The 19,522-nt window shown below is 69.6% G+C and carries 11 protein-coding genes; 4 read left to right on the top strand and 7 right to left on the bottom strand.

Features of this window, described 5'->3' with window-relative positions; genetic code table 11:
- Positions 1-1,128 (top strand): FxsB family cyclophane-forming radical SAM/SPASM peptide maturase, encoded by a 1,128-nt coding sequence (locus AB0J95_RS31155; protein WP_364765716.1) that lies wholly within the window; start codon positions 1-3, stop codon positions 1,126-1,128.
- The gene (locus AB0J95_RS31150) at positions 1,125-2,879 is read left to right on the top strand and encodes an HEXXH motif domain-containing protein (RefSeq protein ID WP_364765713.1); all 1,755 of its coding nucleotides are present in this window, start codon (positions 1,125-1,127) and stop codon (positions 2,877-2,879) included. Before AB0J95_RS31155 ends, AB0J95_RS31150 begins: the two co-directional genes overlap by 4 nt.
- Here AB0J95_RS31150 and fxsT (AB0J95_RS31145) read toward each other — a convergent pair.
- Positions 2,837-6,058, bottom strand: coding sequence for an FxSxx-COOH system tetratricopeptide repeat protein (gene fxsT, locus AB0J95_RS31145; RefSeq protein WP_364765710.1), 3,222 nt, complete (start codon positions 6,056-6,058; stop codon positions 2,837-2,839). The genes AB0J95_RS31150 and fxsT (AB0J95_RS31145) overlap by 43 nt on opposite strands.
- 176 nt (positions 6,059-6,234) lie before the next feature.
- The gene (locus tag AB0J95_RS31140; protein WP_364765707.1) at positions 6,235-6,894 is read right to left on the bottom strand and encodes a hypothetical protein; all 660 of its coding nucleotides are present in this window, start codon (positions 6,892-6,894) and stop codon (positions 6,235-6,237) included.
- 197 nt (positions 6,895-7,091) lie between these two features.
- Between AB0J95_RS31140 and fxsT (AB0J95_RS31135) the strand changes: the two genes are divergently transcribed.
- The gene (gene fxsT / locus AB0J95_RS31135; protein WP_364765704.1) at positions 7,092-9,776 is read left to right on the top strand and encodes an FxSxx-COOH system tetratricopeptide repeat protein; all 2,685 of its coding nucleotides are present in this window, start codon (positions 7,092-7,094) and stop codon (positions 9,774-9,776) included.
- On the opposite strand, the gene AB0J95_RS31130 is transcribed toward fxsT (AB0J95_RS31135), so the two are convergent.
- A complete protein-coding gene (locus AB0J95_RS31130; protein WP_364765701.1) occupies positions 9,773-11,014 on the bottom strand; it encodes a DUF1479 domain-containing protein in 1,242 nt (413 codons plus the stop codon). The two genes, fxsT (AB0J95_RS31135) and AB0J95_RS31130, sit on opposite strands and share 4 nt — an antisense overlap.
- An 86-nt stretch (positions 11,015-11,100) precedes the next feature.
- Here AB0J95_RS31130 and AB0J95_RS31125 point away from each other — a divergent pair, with 86 nt between their 5' ends.
- Positions 11,101-12,195, top strand: a complete 1,095-nt coding sequence (locus AB0J95_RS31125; protein WP_364765698.1) for an ROK family transcriptional regulator — start codon at positions 11,101-11,103, stop codon at positions 12,193-12,195.
- Here AB0J95_RS31125 and AB0J95_RS31120 read toward each other — a convergent pair.
- The 4 genes from AB0J95_RS31120 to AB0J95_RS31105 form a co-directional block, all read right to left on the bottom strand.
- A complete protein-coding gene (locus AB0J95_RS31120) occupies positions 12,173-14,116 on the bottom strand; it encodes a Ca2+-dependent phosphoinositide-specific phospholipase C (RefSeq protein WP_364765695.1) in 1,944 nt (647 codons plus the stop codon). The two genes, AB0J95_RS31125 and AB0J95_RS31120, sit on opposite strands and share 23 nt — an antisense overlap.
- 67 nt (positions 14,117-14,183) lie before the next feature.
- Positions 14,184-14,609 carry a hypothetical protein gene (locus AB0J95_RS31115; RefSeq protein ID WP_364765692.1) on the bottom strand — a complete coding sequence of 142 codons (426 nt, stop codon included), beginning with the start codon at positions 14,607-14,609 and terminating at the stop codon, positions 14,184-14,186.
- A gap of 87 nt (positions 14,610-14,696) precedes the next feature.
- Positions 14,697-17,393 carry an AAA family ATPase gene (locus AB0J95_RS31110; RefSeq protein WP_364765690.1) on the bottom strand — a complete coding sequence of 899 codons (2,697 nt, stop codon included), beginning with the start codon at positions 17,391-17,393 and terminating at the stop codon, positions 14,697-14,699.
- Positions 17,344-19,446, bottom strand: coding sequence for a LuxR C-terminal-related transcriptional regulator (locus AB0J95_RS31105; protein ID WP_364765687.1), 2,103 nt, complete (start codon positions 19,444-19,446; stop codon positions 17,344-17,346). The genes AB0J95_RS31110 and AB0J95_RS31105 overlap by 50 nt, the downstream gene beginning before the upstream one ends.
- Between the last annotated feature and the right edge of the window lie 76 nt (positions 19,447-19,522).

Here is a 19,522-nt window from a genome sequence, read left to right as displayed (position 1 = left end):
ATGGTGCCGATCACGGACTACGTGCTGAAAGTCGCCAGCCGGTGCAACCTGGCCTGCGACTACTGCTACGTGTACACGATGGCCGACCAGAGCTGGCGGTCCCGTCCGGTCCTGATCGCCCCGGAGACCGCTCTCACCGCGGCACGGCGCATCGCCGAGCACGCCGCCGAACACCGCCAGCCGGTGACAACGGTTGTCCTGCACGGCGGGGAACCGCTGCTCGCCGGGGTCGGCCTGCTCGACGAGATCGCGTCGATCCTGCGCCGGGAGCTGGGCGGGGTCACTGGTCTGGATCTGCGGATCCAGACGAACGGCGTGCTGCTGGACGAGTCGTTCCGCGACCTGTTCGCCCGGCACGACATGCGGGTCGGGGTCAGCCTGGACGGCGGCCAGGCCCAGCACGACCTGCATCGCTTCCTGCCCAACGGACAGGGCAGCCACGCCGCGGTGGTGCGGGCGATCCGGTTGCTCGACCGGGCGAACTACGCCGGGCTGTTGTGCGTGGTCGACGTGGACAGTGACCCGGTCCAGACCTATGAGGCGCTGCTCGCCCTCGATCCGCCGATTGTGGACTTCCTGCTGCCGCACGGGAACTGGTCCGCGCCGCCGCCACGCCGCGCGGCCGGTGACCCGCGCACGCCTTACGCGGACTGGCTGATCGCGGTGTTCGACCGGTGGTACGGCGTGCGCAGCCAGGAGACCAACGTCCGGCTGTTCCAGGAGATCATCAACCTGGTGCTGGGTGGGCGAAGCCGGACCGAGCAGGTGGGCGCGAGCCCGGTCGCGTACCTCGTGATCGACACCGACGGGTCCTACCAGCAGGACGACTCGCTCAAGTCGGCCCGGGCCGGGGAACCGGAGACCGGACTGACCGTGTTCGGCCATCCGGTCGACGAAGTGCTCCGCCATCCGGCCGTAGCGGCGCGGCAGCAAGGGATCGGCGCGCTCGCGGGCGAATGCCAGCGGTGTCCCCTGGTGCGGGTGTGCGGTGGCGGCGACTACCCGCACCGGTTCCGGGAGGACACCGGGTTCGGCAACCCCTCGGTGTACTGCCCGGACCTGCAACGGCTGATCCGCCACATCGCCGCCCGGGTCCGGGCCGACGTCCTCGCCGGAGCCGGCCGTTGACCACCACCCACACCCTGCCCAGCGGGCTGGTCGAGTCGATGAGCGGAGCGGGTTCCCGCGCGGAGACGGATTTGTTGCGCGGCGGTCAGCTGAGCAAGCGGCTGGTGCAGCTGCGCGCGATCCTCGACCTGGCCGGGCAGGACGCTCCCGAGGACGCGCAGATCGCCGGTCTGCGGGAGAGTTTCGCGGCCCTGGCGGCGATCCAGCGGCGCGCCCCGGACGTGGTCGCCGGCTTGTTGAGCGGTCCGCAGGCCGGGGCGTGGGCCGCGCGGTGCCTGCATCGGCTGGCCGGTTCCCCGTCCCGGACGCCATTGTGGATCCACCTGGCACACCTCGGATCCATCGCGCTCGCGGCGGCCGTCCGGTCCGGAGTGGACATCGATGTGCTGGTCCCGGTACGCACGGGCAAGGTGAGCCTCCCCACCCTGGGACTGGCCACAGTAGACAGTGGGGGGCCGTGGGCTCTGGCCCGGGCCGCACCCGGCGATCCGGTGCGGCTGGATGGCGCGAAACCCTTGGACTGGCAACCGGTCCGCGCCCTTGAGACAGACGCTGTCACCGTGTACGTCGACGACGCCGACGCGTACTGGACCTGTTTCGGTCTTCCGGTGCGCTACCAGGTGCCTGGACCGGAGATCGACCGCTGGCGGCGGCACCTGGACGGCGCCCTGGCGGTGCTGGCCGAACGGCACCCGGACCGGCTGGCAGCCGTGACGTCCGCGCTCCAGTGCCTGGTCCCGGTCGACCAGCAAGGCCGGTTCGCCGGGGTGAGTGCCAGTTCCGCGCAGGCGCCCGGCGCCGTGGCGCTGACCGAGCCGGCCGGCCCGCAACGGTTCGCCGCCACCCTGGTCCACGAGATCCAGCACTTCCGGCTCAGTGCCCTGCACGATCTGGTTCCCGTGCACCAGATGGAGACCGGACCGCGGGTCTACTCACCGTGGCGCAACGACCCGAGGGGCCTGCCGGGGCTGCTGCACGGAACCTACGCTTTCCTTGGGGTCGCGGACTTCTGGAGCCGCGAGTGGCCGGGAGCGGGTCGAGCGGCCGAGCTGATGTACGCCAGAACCCTCAGGCAACTGTGGATCGCGCGCCGGATCCTGGCGACCGCGAGCGCGCTCACCCCGGCCGGGACGGCGTTGGCCGAAGCAGTCGGCGAACAGATCGACCGCCTGCCGGAAACCGGCCTCAGCGCTGACATCCGCAGGCTGGCCGGCGACCTGACCGCGCATCACCTGGCGCTCTGGCGGTTGCGGTACGCCGAGCCCGACCCCGCCGAGGTCGCCGCCGTGGCCGACGCCTGGGAACGCGGGGAAACCGTTGCGCCGCAGGGCGATCCGCTCTACCACACGACCGCGGAGTCGGCACCGGGCGGCGACAGCCCGTTGTTCCGGCTGGCCACCGAATGGGTCGAGGACCCGGCGACGCTCACCGGCCTGGCCGCCGACCCGGTCGCGTTCGCCGCACACTGCCCGGGCGCGAACCCGGGCGATCTTGCCTTGCTGGCAGGCGATTACCGGAAGGTGCAGGCCGAGCGGCTGGCTGACATCGCCGCGGGAACAACGGACGAGACGGGTTGGGCGTCCTTGTCGGTCGCCCATGCCAGGCTCTGCGCGGACCCGGACCGATCGCCCCTCGCCGTCCGGCCCGAACTGGTCCGGGCGGCGAGGGACGATCGGCGGTACCTGCCGTTGCGGGACATGGTGTCTCGCTACATCACCGGAACCTCCACATCGGACTCCATCCGGCGGTAGACGCCCGCGTTCATGGTCTCCGGGTGGTCGGTGCCCAGCTGCACGCCGAGCTGGTCGAGGGTCTCCCGGCGCAACCGGTTGGCCTCCCTCAGCTCGCCCAGCTTCTCCAGGTCCAGCGACAGGTTCGCGGCACAGGTCAGCGTGTTCACATGGTGTTCGCCGCGGACCAGGCGGGACCGTTCCAGGGTCTGCCGGCCGAGATCGATCGCCTCCTGCAGGCGCCCGTCCGTGGCCAGGTTGTTCGCCTTGGTGTGCGCGGCGCACAGCGTGTGCGGATGGCTGTCACCGAGCGAAAGGGTCAACGCGGCCAGCGCCTCGTCGGTCAGCGCGGCCGCCTCGGGGTTGCGGCCGAGCAACCGCAGCACGATGGCGACGTTGACCTGACAGGCGTGGGTGAACGGGTGCGACTGCCCGAGCACCTCACGGTAGGCGGTGAGCGCGCTTTGGCCATGCTCCAGCGCCTTCGCCAGGTTCCCGGTCACCCGGTAGGCGTTGCTCAACGTCAGCATCGCGGACAGCGTGTGCTCGTGGTGCCTGCCGAACTTCCGGCGGCAGTTGTCCAGCAGCTTCACGCTGGCCTCCAGCGCGGCCTCGTGATGCCCGGCCTTGCGCAGCAGGATCGCCAGGTTGCGCTTCGCCACCAGCACGTAGTTGTGGTTCTTCGGCAGCTTCTGCTCGTACACCGGCATCTTCTGCTGCGCGAGCTCGAGGGCGCTGTGGAACTGGCCCAGCCCGTAGAGGTCCCGGATCAGGCAGTTGTAGGAGATCAGGGTCCTGGGGTGGTCGTCGCCGAACATGTCCCGGCGGATGTCGACGTTGGCCTGGTCGAGCCGCAGTGCGGTGCGGAAGTCGCCGAGGATGCGGTGGTCGACCGCCAGGTTCGTCATGGCGCGCAGCGTGTTGGGGTCCCGCTCACCGAGCAGCGAGCGGTAGGACTCCAGGGTCTGCTCGTCGAGCCGGAACGCCGCGTGCAGCTCACCGGCCAGCCGCAGGTCCGCCGCCAGCAGGTTGGCCGTCTCCAACGTGTGCTCGTGGTCCGGGCCCAGCTCCGGCGAGGCGTTCATCCGCTCCAGCGTCGCCTGGTTGAGCCGCTTGGCCTCGTGGTACCGGCCGAGCATGCGCAGTGCGTTGGCCACGTGCCGGGTGGCCACCAGGGTCAGCACGTCGTCCGGGCCGCACCCGGCCCGCCATGAGGCCACTGTGGACTGTCCAAGGTCGACACTGCCCTGGTAGTCGCCGATCGCGAACAGGTACCGGATCTGGTCCAGCACCACCTGCCGCACGTCCTGCTCCAGCGAGTAGATCAGCCCGGAGGGCACCACGTGCGGGGCGATCTGGGCATGCTGGGTCCAGGTGGCCGACTCGTCCGGGTCCCGCGGGTTGGCGCCGGCCAGCAACGCGTGCGCGGACTGCTGCAGCGCGGTGCGTTCCTCGGTCGGGATGTTGTCCCGCAGCACGGCCCGGATCAGGGCGTGGATCCGGATGAAGTCGCGCCCGACGTCCAGCTGGATCAGCGCGAACCGGCCGAGGTCGCGCACCGCGCGGCGCAGCAGGATGTCGTCCTTGAGCTCCGCGACCGGCAGGGCGTTGCGGCCCCTGGACAGCAGGGGGATGGAAATCGGCTGCGAGGAAAGGAAAGTGCACAGCTTCAGCAGCGCGGCGGCGGCCGGTGAGCTTTCCTGGACGCTCTTGTAGGCCAGCTCCAGTGCGGCGGCCACCGAGCGCGGGTAGTTGGCCGGCGCGCCCTCGTCCATGATGACCCGAGGGCTCTTCTCCAACGCCCGCAGGTAGTCCGCGAGCGGCATGCCGGTCTGTTCGTGCACGGCGATGGCCTGTTCGAGGGCGAGCGGCAGGTGCCCCAGCTGCTCGGCCAGGGTCAGCGCCTCCTCCTCGGTGAGCTCCGGCCAGCGCTTGGCGAGCAGCTCGACGCTCTCCTCGGGGGCGAACACGTCGATCTCGATCGCGTTGGGCATCCCCGACCAGCTGCGGCTGCGCGAGGTCACCAGCACATGCCCGGGGCCGCTGGGCAGATACCGTTGCACCACCGACGGTTCCGGGGCGTTGTCGTAGATCAGCAGCCACTTCTCGTGCGGTGCGCCCAGCCGCAGCGCGTCCAGCACGCCGTCCACGATCTCCTGGACGTCCTCGCTCTCCGCCGTGCCGAGCCGTCGCGCGAGCGAGGACAGCGAGCGCCGGATCGACTGCTCGTCATCGCCCTGGATCCACCAGACCAGCTCGTAGTCGTACTGGTTGCGGTGGGCGTACTCGACGGCCAGCTGGCTCTTGCCGATCCCGCCGAGGCCGTGCAGCGGCTGCGGGACCAGCGTGGACTGGGAATGCCGGTGCAGCGATTCGTGGATGTGCCCGAGCAGGTCGGCGCGACCGGTGAAGTTGCTGTTGCGCGGCGGGACCCCGCCCCACACGCGGGGACGTACTCGTAGAGCGCGCGCGGACTCGTCGCTCCGGACATCGGGCGCGCTCACGTCGCCCCCTTCGGTTTCGGCATGGGCGGAACCTTCTGCTTGCGCCTCGGCCGCCGGACCAGGCGGGGTCGTCGAGGCCGTCTGAAGCGACTTACAGAGCCGGCGCACCTGCGCGGTCAGCCCGAGCCGCTGGGCAAGGTCATCTGTCAGGCGGTGCAGTTCCACGGCCGCGTCCCGCTCGAGGTGGTGGCCGACCACCTCGAGGAAGTGGATCACGGCCAGTGGGTCCGGCTGTGCGCGGAGCCACTGGTAGGTGTCTGTCGCCGTTCCGGGATCGGCCGGCGACAGCGAGCGGTAAGGCGTGAACGAATCATGCCGCAAGGCGATCTCGACGGCCTCCCGGGGCACAAGATCAAGAAGCCCGGAGACCTGCTCTTCGAGCCGGTCGTCCACCTCGCCCTGGAACAGCTCCGCCACCAGCGTCTCCAGCCGCCGCCACTGGGGCGTCTCGGCGCCGACGAACTTGAGCACGCTGACCAGCTCCGGCATGGCACCCAGCCGGATGCACTGGTCGACGATGACCCAGTTGTTGTTCTGCGCGCCGAGCGCGGCCGGGTCGAACGCGTCGCCGTACTCCTCGTGCAGCTGCTGGAGAACCTGCTGGCGCTGGTAGGAGTCGGTCAGCGCGGGCACGGAGTTGACCGCGTCCATCAGGCGCCGTTTGTCACCGATGGACAGCCCTCGACGCGGAACCACCGACGGCTCCGTCCGCCCGGTCTCGCCCGTCACCACACACCTCGCCCGTGGACCGATGCCACCATGCCGCCTACCCGTTCAGGCGAGGCCCGGCGCTTCGGATAGGAAGCTACTAGTAATCTTCAGTTGCGTACATGGAAGTTACGTACACCTGACCGGATGAGTTCAGTTCAAATCTAGTCGGCCACGATGAGAACATCACGGTCTCGGTCACCATGAGGTGTGTCCGTCACACCAATGGGTGAGCCTTGGCAGACATACCCCCAGTATGTCCTCCCCTTGATCTTGGCACGAATGGCGCGGAACCGGCCGGGTGACAGACCGTGGAACCCGGTGAGCACGATGTCGGTGAACAACTGCCGGGAGATGACCAGAACGAGATCCGTGGAATCGTTACCGGCCAGTGCTTGCTTCACCGGCGAGGAGTCCAGCAACCGGCAGGCCACGATCGGGGCGTCGCCGACCGGGCCGAGCTCGCCGCCCGCGAGGGGACCGTGGTGCATCGCGACGCGCAGCCGGAAATGAGGCTGCGCCAAGGCGTTCGAGCGCAGATCGCGCAGACCGTCTGCCAGCAGCTGGGTGTAGCGCGCCACCACCCAGGCCACATCGGTATCCGTTGGCAGTACAGCGAGTTCGCCGTCGCCACGGGGCTGGACGTACCAGCCCGACCGGGACAGCCCGGCACCGGCCGCCGCCTGCTCCATCAGCACGCCGAGCTGTGCCTGCGCGCTCGCCTGGTCGAGGATTCCCATCTTGCTGAAACCCTCGATGTCAACGGCGACCACGAGTCCATAACGCAGTTCGCCGCTTTTCGGTAAGGTCCTCCCGCTGCCCACGCCAACAATTGTCACTTCCCGCCCGGCGCGGGCGGCCGTACCGCGACAGCCCCGGACGATTCTTGACGTAAGTTGCTGTCAGGCGTTGTCGGCCGCACAACCGCCTGACATAATTTGACGGTATCTGACATGTCCCGCGTTTGGACGTGACCATGGCACCTGGCGTTCCGAGACCGGAAGGCCTGGCGCCTGGCCCGGTGCGTGACCTCGTCCACGCCCTGCACGACCTCTACCGCGATGCCGGGATCCCGAGCATGCGGATGATCAGCATCGCTGTGCGCCACCGCCCCGGCATGCCCGACACGGTGAGCCACGAGACCGTCGGCCAGATGCTCCGTGGGGAGAGTGTGCCCGGCTGGTCGAAGTTCGAGTGTGTCGTGCGGTACATGGCGGGCAAGAGCGTGCACGCCCCGGACGTGGAGGCGGAGGTCGAGCGGTTCCACCAGCTCTGGCTGGCCGCGGTCTCCCCCGGCACGGCGGAGACCACGCAACCGCAGGAAACCCGTTCCCTGCCGTCGCCGTCGATGGACCTGTCCGGTGAGCTGCCGCCGCGCAACGTCTGGTTCGTCGGCCGCGAACACCTGGTCCGGACCATTCATGAGGTGCTGCGCACCGGCGCGCCGGTCGTGACGGTCACCGGGATCGGCGGGGTGGGCAAGACCCAGTTGGCCATCGAGTACCTGCACCGCTATCGCGACCAGTACGACCTGGTCTGGTGGGTGCCCGCGGAGAACCCGTCGCAGCTGCGTACTTCCCTTGCGCTGCTGGGCAACCGGCTGGGTCTGCCGCGCAGCGAGGACGCCCAGCACCCGCCCCGGCAGGTGGTGGCCGCGCTGGCCCGCAGTTCGCTGCGCTGGCTGCTGGTGTTCGACGACGCCGGGTCCCCCGGCTCGATGCCCTCGTTGCGGGACCTCGGGTCCGGCCGGGTCCTGCTCACCTCGCGCGACCCGGACTGGGCCGATCATGGCTCGGTGCTTGAGGTCGGGGTGTTCGACCGGGCCGAAAGCGTCCGGCTGCTGGCCGACCGGGCCGACGTGACCAGGTCGGACGCGGAGCGCGTGGCCGCCCGGCTCGGTGACCTTCCCCTTGCGGTGGAACAGGTCGCCTGGCACCTGGCGACCGGCGTCCCGGTCGCCAGCTACCTCGACGACCTCGACAAGCAGCTGCACGCGATCCTGGACGACGACCGGACCAAGGCGGCCGGCTATCCGGCGACCGTGCCCGGGTTCCTCCATGTCGCGTTCACCCGGCTGGCCGAGTCCGCTCCGGCCGCCGCGCAGTTGCTGGAGTTGTTCGCCTGGCTGGGCGCCGAGCCGCTGTCGCTCACGTTGTTGCGCAGTGGCAGGCAGGGCGCGGTCACGGCCACGCTGCGCGAAGCCCTGCGGCATGCGCCCACGCTCAACCAGGCCGTGCGCGATCTGCGCCGGCACGGGCTGGTGGTGTTGATCGAGGGCGAACCGGAGCGGATCGGCGTGCACGCCGTCTTCCAGCGAGTTCTGCAGGACTGGCTCGGCGAGACCAGGCTGGCCCGCGGGCGCGCGAACGTGCAGGCGATCCTGGCCGCTGCCAACCCGGGCGAGCCCGACGACTCCCGGTTCTGGGGCCACTACGCGGAAGTGGGGCCGCACATCATCGCCGCCGACCTGGCCAACGCCGAGGACTTCGAGGCCCGCCGGGTCGTGCTCGACCAGGTCCGCTACCTCTACCGGATCGGCCACTACCAGCAGAGCGCGGACCTCGGCCGCCAGCTGATCAGCTCGGTCAACGGCACCAACGCATCCGAGGCGGACCACCACGTGTACGTGTTGGCGCGGCACCATCTGGGCAACGCGATGCGCATGCAAGGCCGGTACTCGGCCGCCCGGCAGGTCACCCTGGAGGCGTTGGAGCACCTGGGCAACCACCCCGAGTTCGGGCCGGAACTGGACTACACGGCGGATCTGGACAAGAACCGCGGTGCCGATCTGCGCATCTTCGGCCGGTACGACAACGCGCTGACCGTCGACGAGGCCAGCCTGCACCGCCAGCAACGCAACGACATCAACGACCAGGACAAGATCCGCACGATCCGCAACAACATCGCGGTGTCCCTCCGGCTGCTCGGCCGGTTCGCCGAGGCTCGGGCGATCGACAGCGAGATCGTCCGGCAGTGGACGGACGCCCGCGGCCCGTCGGACCCGCGAACCCTGTTCGCCCGCTGCAACCTCGCGCGCGACCTGTACGGATTGGGGCGCTACGCCGAGACATTGAGCGAGGTCCGCGCGGTTCTGCCGGTCTATCAGACGGTCGTCGGTGCGCATCATCACGGCGTGCTGCTGGCCGTGCGGACCGAAGTGATGGCCTTGCGCAAGCTGGGGCGGATCGGCGAAGCACTCCCGCGCGCCCAGCAGAACCGCGACGACCTGTCGATCTGGTTCGGCGAGCACCACGAGTACACGCTGGCCGCCGGGATCTCACTGATCAACACCTGGCTCGCGTCGGGTGATCTCGGTGCGGCGACCGTGGAGATGCCCAAGCTGCTGGACAGGTGCACGCGGATCTTCGGCGAGGACCACCCGATGACGTTGGCCGTGCTGGTCAACTCCGCGTCCGTGTTGCGTGCGTTCGGTGACGTGGCCGGTGCGCGTCGCCGCGACGAGGACGCATCCGCCGCCCTGACCGGGATTCTCGGCGCGGATCACCCGTACACGTTGTGCGCGGACCACAATCTGGCTGTGGATCTAGCCAGACTGGGTGAAGAGGCCAAAGCGCTGGCCATGGCCGCGTCCGTGCTCGAGCGATCCCGGGCCACCCGCGGCGAGGACCACCCCGACACATTGGCCTGCGCTGCCGCACAGGACGGCCGGTGGGTCGAGTGCGACATCGAGCCGCCGCCGACCTAGATCCCCATGCCGCGGCGGCCGGTGTCGTTGAGGTCGGACTCGGGAAAACGGCCGGCCCAGTCGCGTTCGTAATGCTCCGGCGGGAAGTCGGAGGGGCTCGAGCCGGTGCGGAACGCGTCGCGGACCTGGTGGGCATAGCGTTCGTTGCGTGGACACCAAGGGGCGGCGGGGATGTACATGACGTTGCCCCAGCCTTGTTGGTCGGTGACGGGGGCGACGCTGTGGATCATGTCGCAGTGCCACCAGACGGAGTCGCCCGCGTGGATGTCGGGAATGCCTGTGAGGGCTCGGAGGAGCTCGGGGTGCCACTTCTCGGTGGCCGGGAAGACCTGGTTGACGGTGACGCCGCACATGTCGTCGTCGGGGACGTCGGTGAGCAGTGGGCGCAACATCAGCAACGCCATGGCTTCGGGGATCGGAACGGTGTGCAGGACGCCCTGGTCACGGTCCATATCGGACAGTGCGGTCCAGCCCTGGAAGGTGCGGAACGCCGAACACATCGTCGATCCCGGGTACTGCGGGCCGGTGGTGCGGTGGGCGGCGTCCCAGGGGTCGTAGGCCTCGACGTTGCCGTCGAACAGGTGGCGGAACGCGGTCTGGTACTCGCGGGTCATCCACAGGTCGAGCGTGCCGGGATCGAGGTGGGTGCCCAGGCCGCCGGAGTTCGTGCCGGGCGGACGGCGGCGGATGCGGTCGGGATACAGCGCGCCGCGGTCCGGGTCGAACCACTGGACGCCGTCGGACTCGTTGCGCCACAAGGAGTTCAGGAACGACTGGACGCGGGCCATCCGGTCGCTCTGCCGCGCCTGCATCTGCGCCCGCGACCAGTAGATCGGGTAGATCTCCGGCTTGGAGTCGACGGTGCCGAAGAAGTCGTCGCCGGGACCGCGGTAGGTCTCGAAGAAGTGGTTGCGCTCGACGTAGTCCATGATCCCGGCGTCCCAGGCCAGCGCCTGTTCGCGGGGGAAGTGGCCGCGGACCACCAGGCAGCCGCGCCGCTTGAGCTTGGCCAGCTGAGCCGGGGTGACCGTGCCGTTCTCGATGTCGGCGTACTCGATCACCGGCCAGACCTCCGGGTCCGCGTCGATCTCGGCGACCCGGTCGGCGATCCGCCGCGAGACGACCGCGAACACCTCGTCGACGCTCCGGCCGGACGACTCGATCCGGTCCCGCAACGCGGCCTTGACCTCGCGGATCGCCGCAGGCAGGTCGGTGGGCGTGGTCTGCCAGACAGGCATCCGGACTCCTTCAGTAAGGTCTCCTAACTGGTTCGACGATAGCGAGTCGGCCGGATCCAGGCAAGACTCCTAACTAGAATGCCCCCGTGTCCTTCAAACCCAGCCTGGACCTGCTCCGGTCGATCACCGACGAGCACGTGCTGCGGGCGCTGATGCGGTCCGGGCGGGCCACCCGCGCCCAGGTCGCCGCGGAGACCGGCATCTCCAAGCCGACGATCTCGGAGAGCGTGCGGCGGCTGGTCGAGGCGGGCCTGCTGGTGGACACCGGCGAGCGCACGACCGGCCGCGGCGGGGTGGGTTCCTACTACACGCTCGCGGACGACATCGGCGTGGCGATGGTCGTTGCCATCGCCCCGACCGGGGTCCGCGGCGAACTCGTCGACGCGTTCGGCTCGGTGGTCGCCTCGGCCTCCGCGCCGGTGGGCCGTCCCGCGGTGGAAAGCGGTGTCGCCGAGGCGGTTGTGCGGGTGGGCCGCGACCTCGCCGCCGGGAACGTGCGGACCGCGGTCGTCAGCGCGGCGGATCCGGTCGATCGCCGGACCGGCGGTCTCGTGCACCTGCCGGACGCACCATTCCTGGTCGGCACGCTCGACCCGGTGGCGCTGCTGCGGCCCTTCGTCGACGGCCAGGTGTTGGTGGACAACGACGTCAACTGGTCCGCGCGCACCGAACACGAATCGGGCTGCGCGCAAGGCATTCGCGACTTCGTCTACTTGCATCTGGGCGAGGGATTGGGGTTCGCGGTGGTCAGCGACGGTGAGGTGCGGCGCGGCTATCGGGGCGTGGCGGGCGAGATCGCCCACGTGTTCACCACCGGACCGGACGGCACCGCCATGCCGCTCACCGAGGTGTTCGCGGTTCTCGGCCTGCACCGGCCGGGCACCGCGGCGATCGACGTCGACGCGCTGCGAGCCACCGGCCCAGACATCCAGAACGTCATTGTCCGTGCGGTGGCGGGCGCTTTGACGGCCGCAGTGTCTATCGTGGACCCAGAGATCGCCGTGATCGGTGGCGAATGGGGCCCGGGCCTGGCGCCGGACATCGACGCCGCCATGGCCCGGACCCCACGGCCGGTCACCGTGACCTCCGCGCAGGTCACCGACCCCGCGATGACCGGCGCCCGCAGTCACGCCATCGAGCGGCTCCGCTCGGCCATCGTCACGGCGCGGACAGATCCGTGACCGTTGCGCCAGCGGGGATTCCGCGACCCGGCAGGTCGGCCACCGTGATCTCGCGCATCGACCCGTCCGGCCACAGGTTGGTTCCACGCCGCAGCCCGGCGTAGAGGACATCGCCCAGTGCGCTCAGACCCTGTGTGGTCAACGGGGTGTCGAGCTCCTGGTTCGCGATCTCGTGCCAGTCAGGGGTTCCGGTCGTGGTGAGCCGGCCCGCGGAGTACACCCGCACGGTGGATCCGTTGCCGCGGTTGTCAATCGACATCGCGATCATGCTGCCGATGCACACCCAGGAAACGCCGTCGGAGTTGGGATCCTGGTCACTACGGCACGGGCCGTAGCGGGGAGCGAGCAGCTTGGTGTCGAGGATGATCTTGCCGTGACTGGCGGCCCTGATGTAGAGACCCACGCTCTCCTGGTAGAAACTGGGTCCCGGCTGGGTGGTCTTCTGCCGTCCAATTTGGATCCAGCTCGACCCGTCCGCCGACGCGGCCCGCAGGCTGCCGTCGCCGCCGTCCTGAGCGCGGCGGGCGTAGTTCGTGCAGCTGCTCTGGTTGTCCACACCCGGTGCCGGGCAGGTCTTGAGCACGTCCTTGACGAACACGCCCCAGTTGGTCTCCTTGCCCCACGTGTCGCCATTCCGCGTCGTGGACACGGTCGTCTCCAGCCACCGCTTGGACGTCGCAGGCGCGTTGTCGTACACGTAAGGCCAGTACGCCGGTGAAGGTCCAGTGTGGACGTACAGCTTCGAACCCGGCTCACGGACCGCCACACCATCGCGGCGCTGGAGCCGTTGCGACGCATCGGCGTTCCCGAGGAAATGCCATGGGTAGTCGGTCTGGACGAACTGGTACCCGGCATCGATCCGGCCGTCCTGACATTGCCACGAGTAGGCATCGCAGCCCGGGCGATAGTCGTAGCTGTCGGTGCCACGGACAACCCCGTTGTGCTGCAGGAAGGTCGCGGCCCTGGCGGAGCCGTTCGGGCCGATGTCCTCCAGCTGCCAGAACACCGACGCCTGGAATGCCGCCTGCCGGGCGGCGGCGTCGATCGGCGGCGACGGGTCGAAGTCGCTGATGTCACGAACGCAGAACTGATCCGTCGGACGCCCGGCGGAGTCCAGGCCGAAGACCCGGGTCCCGTTCGCGGCGACATCCGAACGTGACGGCGTGAGCCAGCTCGCCGTGCAGGTGGGGTCGACCTCGAACACCGACTGCATCGGGAAAGCCGCCCGGTGCGCCGGATCGGTGGTGGCGTACCGGACCCAGTCGGCCCCGCCGGTGCTCCAGTTGCCGATCACGTTGACGATGAACTTGCCGCGCAGCTGGTCCACGGTCGGCCAGCCCTTGGAGTCCATGCAGGACACCATTGTGCTGTCCGGGGTGCACCGGGACAGGAAGTCGGCCGGGGTGTACAGCGACGAGCCCAGCGTCTGGCGGAGGGTGTCGTCGAGCTGGTCGATCGTGTGGGTGTCGTTGAACTGCGCGTTGACCGGGATACCCGGGAAGGTCGCACCCGTGTGGGGCACGACGTTCTTGAGCTCGATCATGATGTTGACGGCCTCGTGCCGCGGCACCGCGTACTGGAAGTTGCGCAGCAGCTGCAGGCAGTCGTCGAGGTACCGGCAGGTGAAGTCCTCGGAATCCGAGGTGTGGTAGACCTTCCAGCGCCCGGCCGGCGCGCCCTCGGAGTGGATGTCCAGCTCCAGGCCGCGGATGTGCTCGTGCAGCAGCTGGTCGGACAGCAGCTCCTGGGTGCCGCTGGCGAAGAAGTCGGCCTTGTCGGACCGGTTGACCCAGTACGAGTTGTGCGTCGCGACGCCGTAGACCTCGTTGTACCGCGGGAACTGCTCGGCCGTCGCCTGCGGGGCCGCGGCGAACGCGCTGGCCACCAGCGCGGCGACGAGCCCGGCGACCCGGATCCGCATCGATGCTCCTTTCCTGGCCAGGAAAAACGGGCCTGAGCTGGGGGGATGCTCAGGCCCGTCACCCGCACTAGTACTTCTTGCAGTGCAGGTCGTAGTGGTCGGGGCTCCACGGGAAGCCGCCCACGTAGTAGGTCGGCCGCTCGTTGGACTTGCTGCACGAGAAGTTCCACCAGTCGTGGATGGTCTGCTGGTGGATGGTGTTGCCCAGCGGGTCCATCCTGATCAGCGCGGAGACCGTCGAGGTGCCGGCCGGCACGGTCAGGATCGTCTGGCTGCCCTCCCACTGGGTGCCCGACCAGACGTGGCCGATCAGGTTGTTGTTCACGTCGTAGGCCCAGATGTCGGCGTACGCCGGGTAGTGGCCGTTCTGGTAGAACGTGATGTCCACCGGCACGGTGGAGCTGGACGCGGCGGACGCCGAGCCGGCTCCGACGGTCAGCACACCGAGGGCGGCGACGAGACCCGCGAGCAGCCCGGCCATTCTCATCCGCATGGAGTGGTTCCCCTCTCTCGGAACAACTTCTGTCATGGTGACGAGAGAGACGATCTCGCGGGACCCCGCCGCTTAACATGGGGGAGATTACGTATCTTGGGCCAGCCGGCCGGCCACCGCGGCCCGCGAGGTCACCCCGAACTTGGCGAAGATCCTGGTCAGGTGGTTCTCCACGGTGCGGGGGCTGATCGCGAGCTGGGTGGCGATCTGCTGGTTGGTCCGTCCGGCCGCGACCAGGCCGGCGATCTCACGTTCCCGGTTGGTCAGCCCGCAACCGTTGGACCGTGGCCGCGCCGCCGCCACCTTGCGCTGATCGGCCACGACCTCGGCGTGCATCCGGATCGCGCCGCGTTCGGCCAGCAATGCCTTGGCGCGCCGAAGCTCCTCTTCGGCGTCGTCGATCCTTCCCGCGCCTGCCAGGGCAGCGGCAAGCACCCGGCGGTGATCCGCTTCCACGACACCGGCTCCGATGGCGACCACGTACTCCAGAGCGAACGTGGCGAAGTCGATGGCGCTCCCGTAGTCGCCCATGGCGACTTGCAAGCGCGCCTGGGAGATCGCGTGGGTGTATTTGGCGCCGAACACCGCTTCCATTGCCTGGCTTCGGTCTGCCCATCCGGTGGCCGCTTCGATGTTGCCGCGCGCGAGTTCGGCCTGGACGAGCACGTCGTACCAGGGCGCCCGCATCCCCGGCGCGTAGGTGGACAGCTCTGGGCCTCCCCCGGCCGCCAGCAACTGCTCGACGCAGCCAGCTGGGTCGCCTTCAGCCAGCATCACCTTGGCCAGCACGGCTTCGGCGAACCCGGACCACAGGAACACCGTGTCCGGGCGCTTCTGGATCGCCTCCAGGGCATACGCCTTGGCAGCGGCCAGGTCCCCACGCATGTAGGCCGCTTCCGCTTGACAGCCCAACGCCAGCGGAATCGTCTCCAGATCGTTCAGTGCCCGTGCGAACTCGGTCGCGTCGGCCGCGTGGTCGCCCGCCTCAGCCAGCCTGCCGAGCCAGATCTCCGCGCCGGCCAGCCCAGTCAGCAATGATGCCAACGTGATGTGCTGCCCGGTCCGGCGGGCGATCGTGACGCCTCGGGCGAAGTGGCGCCGTCCGTCCTCGAACCGGTGCACCGCGACCTCTGCCCACGCCAGGCCCACGACGGGCAGGTGCGCGGCCAGATCCCGGTCGGTGATGCCGTCCAGCAACGGAACCGCGTAGTCGAGCTGGGCTTGTGCGACCGAGAAATCGCCCGCGTAGGCATGGCCCAACGCCATCAAGGCGGCCGCACCGGCGCCGACGATGGCCAGATCTGCCCGCCCTTCCGCGCTTTGCCGCGCCTGCACGATCCAGTCCAGCGACTCCAGCAACCTCCCCGCCCGGGCGTACGCCTCGGCAAGAGCCGCCTTCAGCAATCCCGCGCCCAGGCAGTCCTCGTCCACCTGGCTCAATGCCTTGTGCAGCAACGCGGCCGCGGCGTCCAGGTTGCCCAGCGAGCGTTCCATGGTGGCGCACAACGTGACCGCGCCCGCGTACAGGTTGTGGTCGGCGACGAGGTCGTTGAGGACTGACTTCGCGAGGTCGCGGCTGCGGGCGAAGTCGCCGGTCGCGCCGATCGCGGCGGCCTGCCGCAGGATGAGCCCGGCCCGCTTCGGCCCGGCGGGCACCAGGTCGGCCGCGACCTCGAACCAGTGTCCGGCCAGGGCCGGAACCGTGGCCAGGACGTGCTCGGCGGCTTCGACCAGGATGGTGACCGCGTCCTCATCGCCGGGCCGGGCGGCTCGTTCGACGTGGTGGGCCCGAGCGGTCGCGTCCGCACCTCGTTCGCGCAGGTGACCGGCGGCCCTGGCGTGTCCTTCGCGCCGGGCTGCGGCATCGACCGTGTGGTAGACCGCGTTGCGCAGCAGGGGATGCCGGAACCGGAACCGGCGAGCCCCATCCGGTCGCACCAGATCACACCGCGCCAGCTCGTCCAAGCCACTCAACACCGTGGGGACCGGAACTCTCGCAACCGCCGAAAGCAGCTCGGGGTCGAACGTGTCACCGGCGATCGCGGCCGCGCGCGCGAGCCCTTGCTCCGAAGTGGACAATGCTGCCAGTTCACCCCGCAGGGCCGTCGAACCGTCGGTGTTCGACGCGTCTCGCAGCAAAATGCCCAAGTAGAACGGGTTTCCACCGCTGCCGTGGTGGAGTTCCGCCCGGCGAGGCGCGCTTGTGCCCGCCGGGATCAGCTCGTCCATCTCGGCCGGGGACAGCGGTGGCAGGTCGATGACGACCGGCACCCGGGCGAGCGTCCCCAGCAGACTGATCGGCGCCTGTCGTTCCCTGAGCGCCAGCGCGAACAGAATCGGCGCCGGCGGCGGGTGCCGCAGCAGGTAGTCGATCAGGCCGATCGAACCGTCGTCGGCCCAGTGCAGGTCGTCCAATACCACCAACAGACCCCGCTCCGGCGTGAGGTCGCCGAGCAGGCTGGTGACCTCACGGTAGAGCCGGTGGCTGTCACTGTCCACATCGGACGTTGGTGGCCGCCAGGCCGGGGCCAGTGCGTCAGCGAAGACACCGAACGGAACCTCCTCGAACTCGGCCGCCCGGCCGGCCATCGTTGTGCAGCCGAGGGTTGCGGCGTAGTCCGCCAGGTCCTCGAGCAGCCGGGTCTTGCCAATACCAGGTTCCCCAGTGACCAGCACCACCCGCGGGTGACCGCGCTGGGCTTCGGCCAGCAGCGCCCGCAGCCGCCGCAGCTGCTCACCCCGGCCGACCGCCGGTGAGCTGGGCGGCGACGGCGGCGCGGCCACGGACCCCGAGCTTGCGAAGGACTTTGGCGACATGGATCTCCACTGTGCGAGGGCTGAGCACGAGCAACTCCGCGATCTCACGGTTCGAACGGCCGAGGCCGACCAGCTCGGCGACCTCACGTTCCCGTTTGCTGAGGCGGGTATCGGGTTTGACGGCGTCGAGCAGACCCCGGGCCTGTTCCTCGGCCAGCGGCCACCCGGCGACCGCGAACCCTTCGACGGCACGCTTGGCGAGCAGCACGCCTTCCTCGGAATCGCCCTTGGCCAGCGCGATCCGGGCGCCCGCCAGGTCGGCATACGCTGTGGCGCCGGGCAAGTCGAACACCTCGGCGCGGTCGGCCCACCACTGGGCCCGGTCGAGCCGCCCCAGCGCCACCTCGGCCCCAACAGCAAGGGCACACCAGCGCGGTTCCCGGGTGAGTTCGTGGTCGACGAGGCCGTTCATGGCCCGGGACATGCCATCCGCGTCACCACCGGCGAGCAACACCCATCCTGACACGGCTTTCCCCAGCGCTGAGTCGGCCAGGTCCGCATGTCGTTGCGCTGCCTTGAGATCACGGTGCCAGATCGCGATCTCAGCGAGCAGCGCATGATTCTCGTGTGCGTGCGCCGCGGCTTCCTCCAAGCGGCCCAACCGGATCAACGCCGAAGCCGCTATGGCGTGCAGCTCGGGGTTGCGTCCGATGCCGAGGCCGCGCAGCGCCGTGCACAGGGCGTTCTCGTCCTCTTCGAGGGCGAAGGCGGAGCGCGCGACCTGTTCGGCGACGTGCGGCTCGTCGATCCAGCCCGCGAAGCCGAGGTGGTTCCTGGCCTGTTCGACGCGACCCGCGTTGAGTTCGCGCATCGCGAGGGCGCTGTGGGCCCGGCACCGGTCGCCGGGGTTCGTCGTCACCTCCAGCACCCGATAAGCCAGCCGCCCGGCCTGGTCCCACTGTCTGTTGTGGACGTACAGGACAGCGAGATCGGCCGCCGCCCCGATCGCGTCGGGATCGCGGCGAAGCTCGGCTTCCAGCAGGGCCCGCGCCTCGTCATGCCGGCCCAGGGCCCGTTCGGCGATCGCGCCGAGCCGGACCACGCCCGACGGCTCGGGCGCCTCGTGCAGCAGGTCCCGGCACCGGGCGAACTGTCCGGACCGTACGAGTGCCGTGCCCAGACCGGTCATCAGGTCCTGACGGGTTTTGTCGTTGGCCACCAACCGGATCGCGGCTTCGTACCACCGCGCCGCGCGGACCGGTTCCTCGGTGCGCGCGGCCTTCGCCAGCAGCGCGACCGCGTCCTCGTCACCAGGTTCGGCGGTGTGCTCCACATGCCACGCCAGTTCGCACGGCGAAGCACCACGTTCGGACAATACCGCCAAAGCCCGCGCATGAGCCGCCAGCCGCCAGCCCACACCCGCTGTGCGATAAACGGTCCAGCGCACAACCGGATGCCGGAACCGCAGCGAACTCCCATCCGCGCGAACCAGGTCACACGCAACCAATTCCGCCAGCTCAGCGCAGTCGCCACCGGCAACAGCGGAAACGAGCGGAGCGTCGAAGCGCTCACCCGCGACCGACGCGGCCTGCGCGACAAGCAAAGCATCAGGTGAAAGCGCGGCCACCTCGGCGAACAACGGCCCGCGCGTCACCTCAGCGCCGGGGCCCGCCTCGGCCAGCATCCGCAGATACCCGGGATTGCCGCCGCTGGCCTCGAACAGATCCGCCCGCCCCAGCTTCCGCACATCCGCAGCGGTCAACGGCGCGAGGTCGAGCCGGGTGCGTTCACCACGCAGCCCGTTCAGCACCAACGAATCCAGCTGTCTTGGCCGATAACCCACGGCCAGCACCTGGTAGACGTCCGGACACACGCCACCCAGATGCAGGTCGTCGACCACTTCCACATGCACCCGCCCGGCCCGCGCCCGCACCTCCGCGAGCAGCCGGGTCTTGCCCATCCCCGGATCCCCTGCCACCTCAAGAACCTGCCGCACGCCCCCAGCTGCGGCCGCGAGCACCTCATCGACTCGCGCCAGCTCCGTGCGCCTGCCCACGAATGGCCAAGCGCCAGCCCCCATCCGACCCCCTCCCCGACGACTACCCCGTTGGTGATCTTCACACCACGCGCCACACGCAACAAACACAGAGCAGCGC

The organism is Actinocrispum sp. NPDC049592, from assembly GCF_040675465.1.
GTDB lineage: Bacteria > Actinomycetota > Actinomycetes > Mycobacteriales > Pseudonocardiaceae > Kibdelosporangium.
Note: the sequence above shows the minus strand (reverse complement) of the source record. Positions and strands in the feature narration are given on the sequence as shown.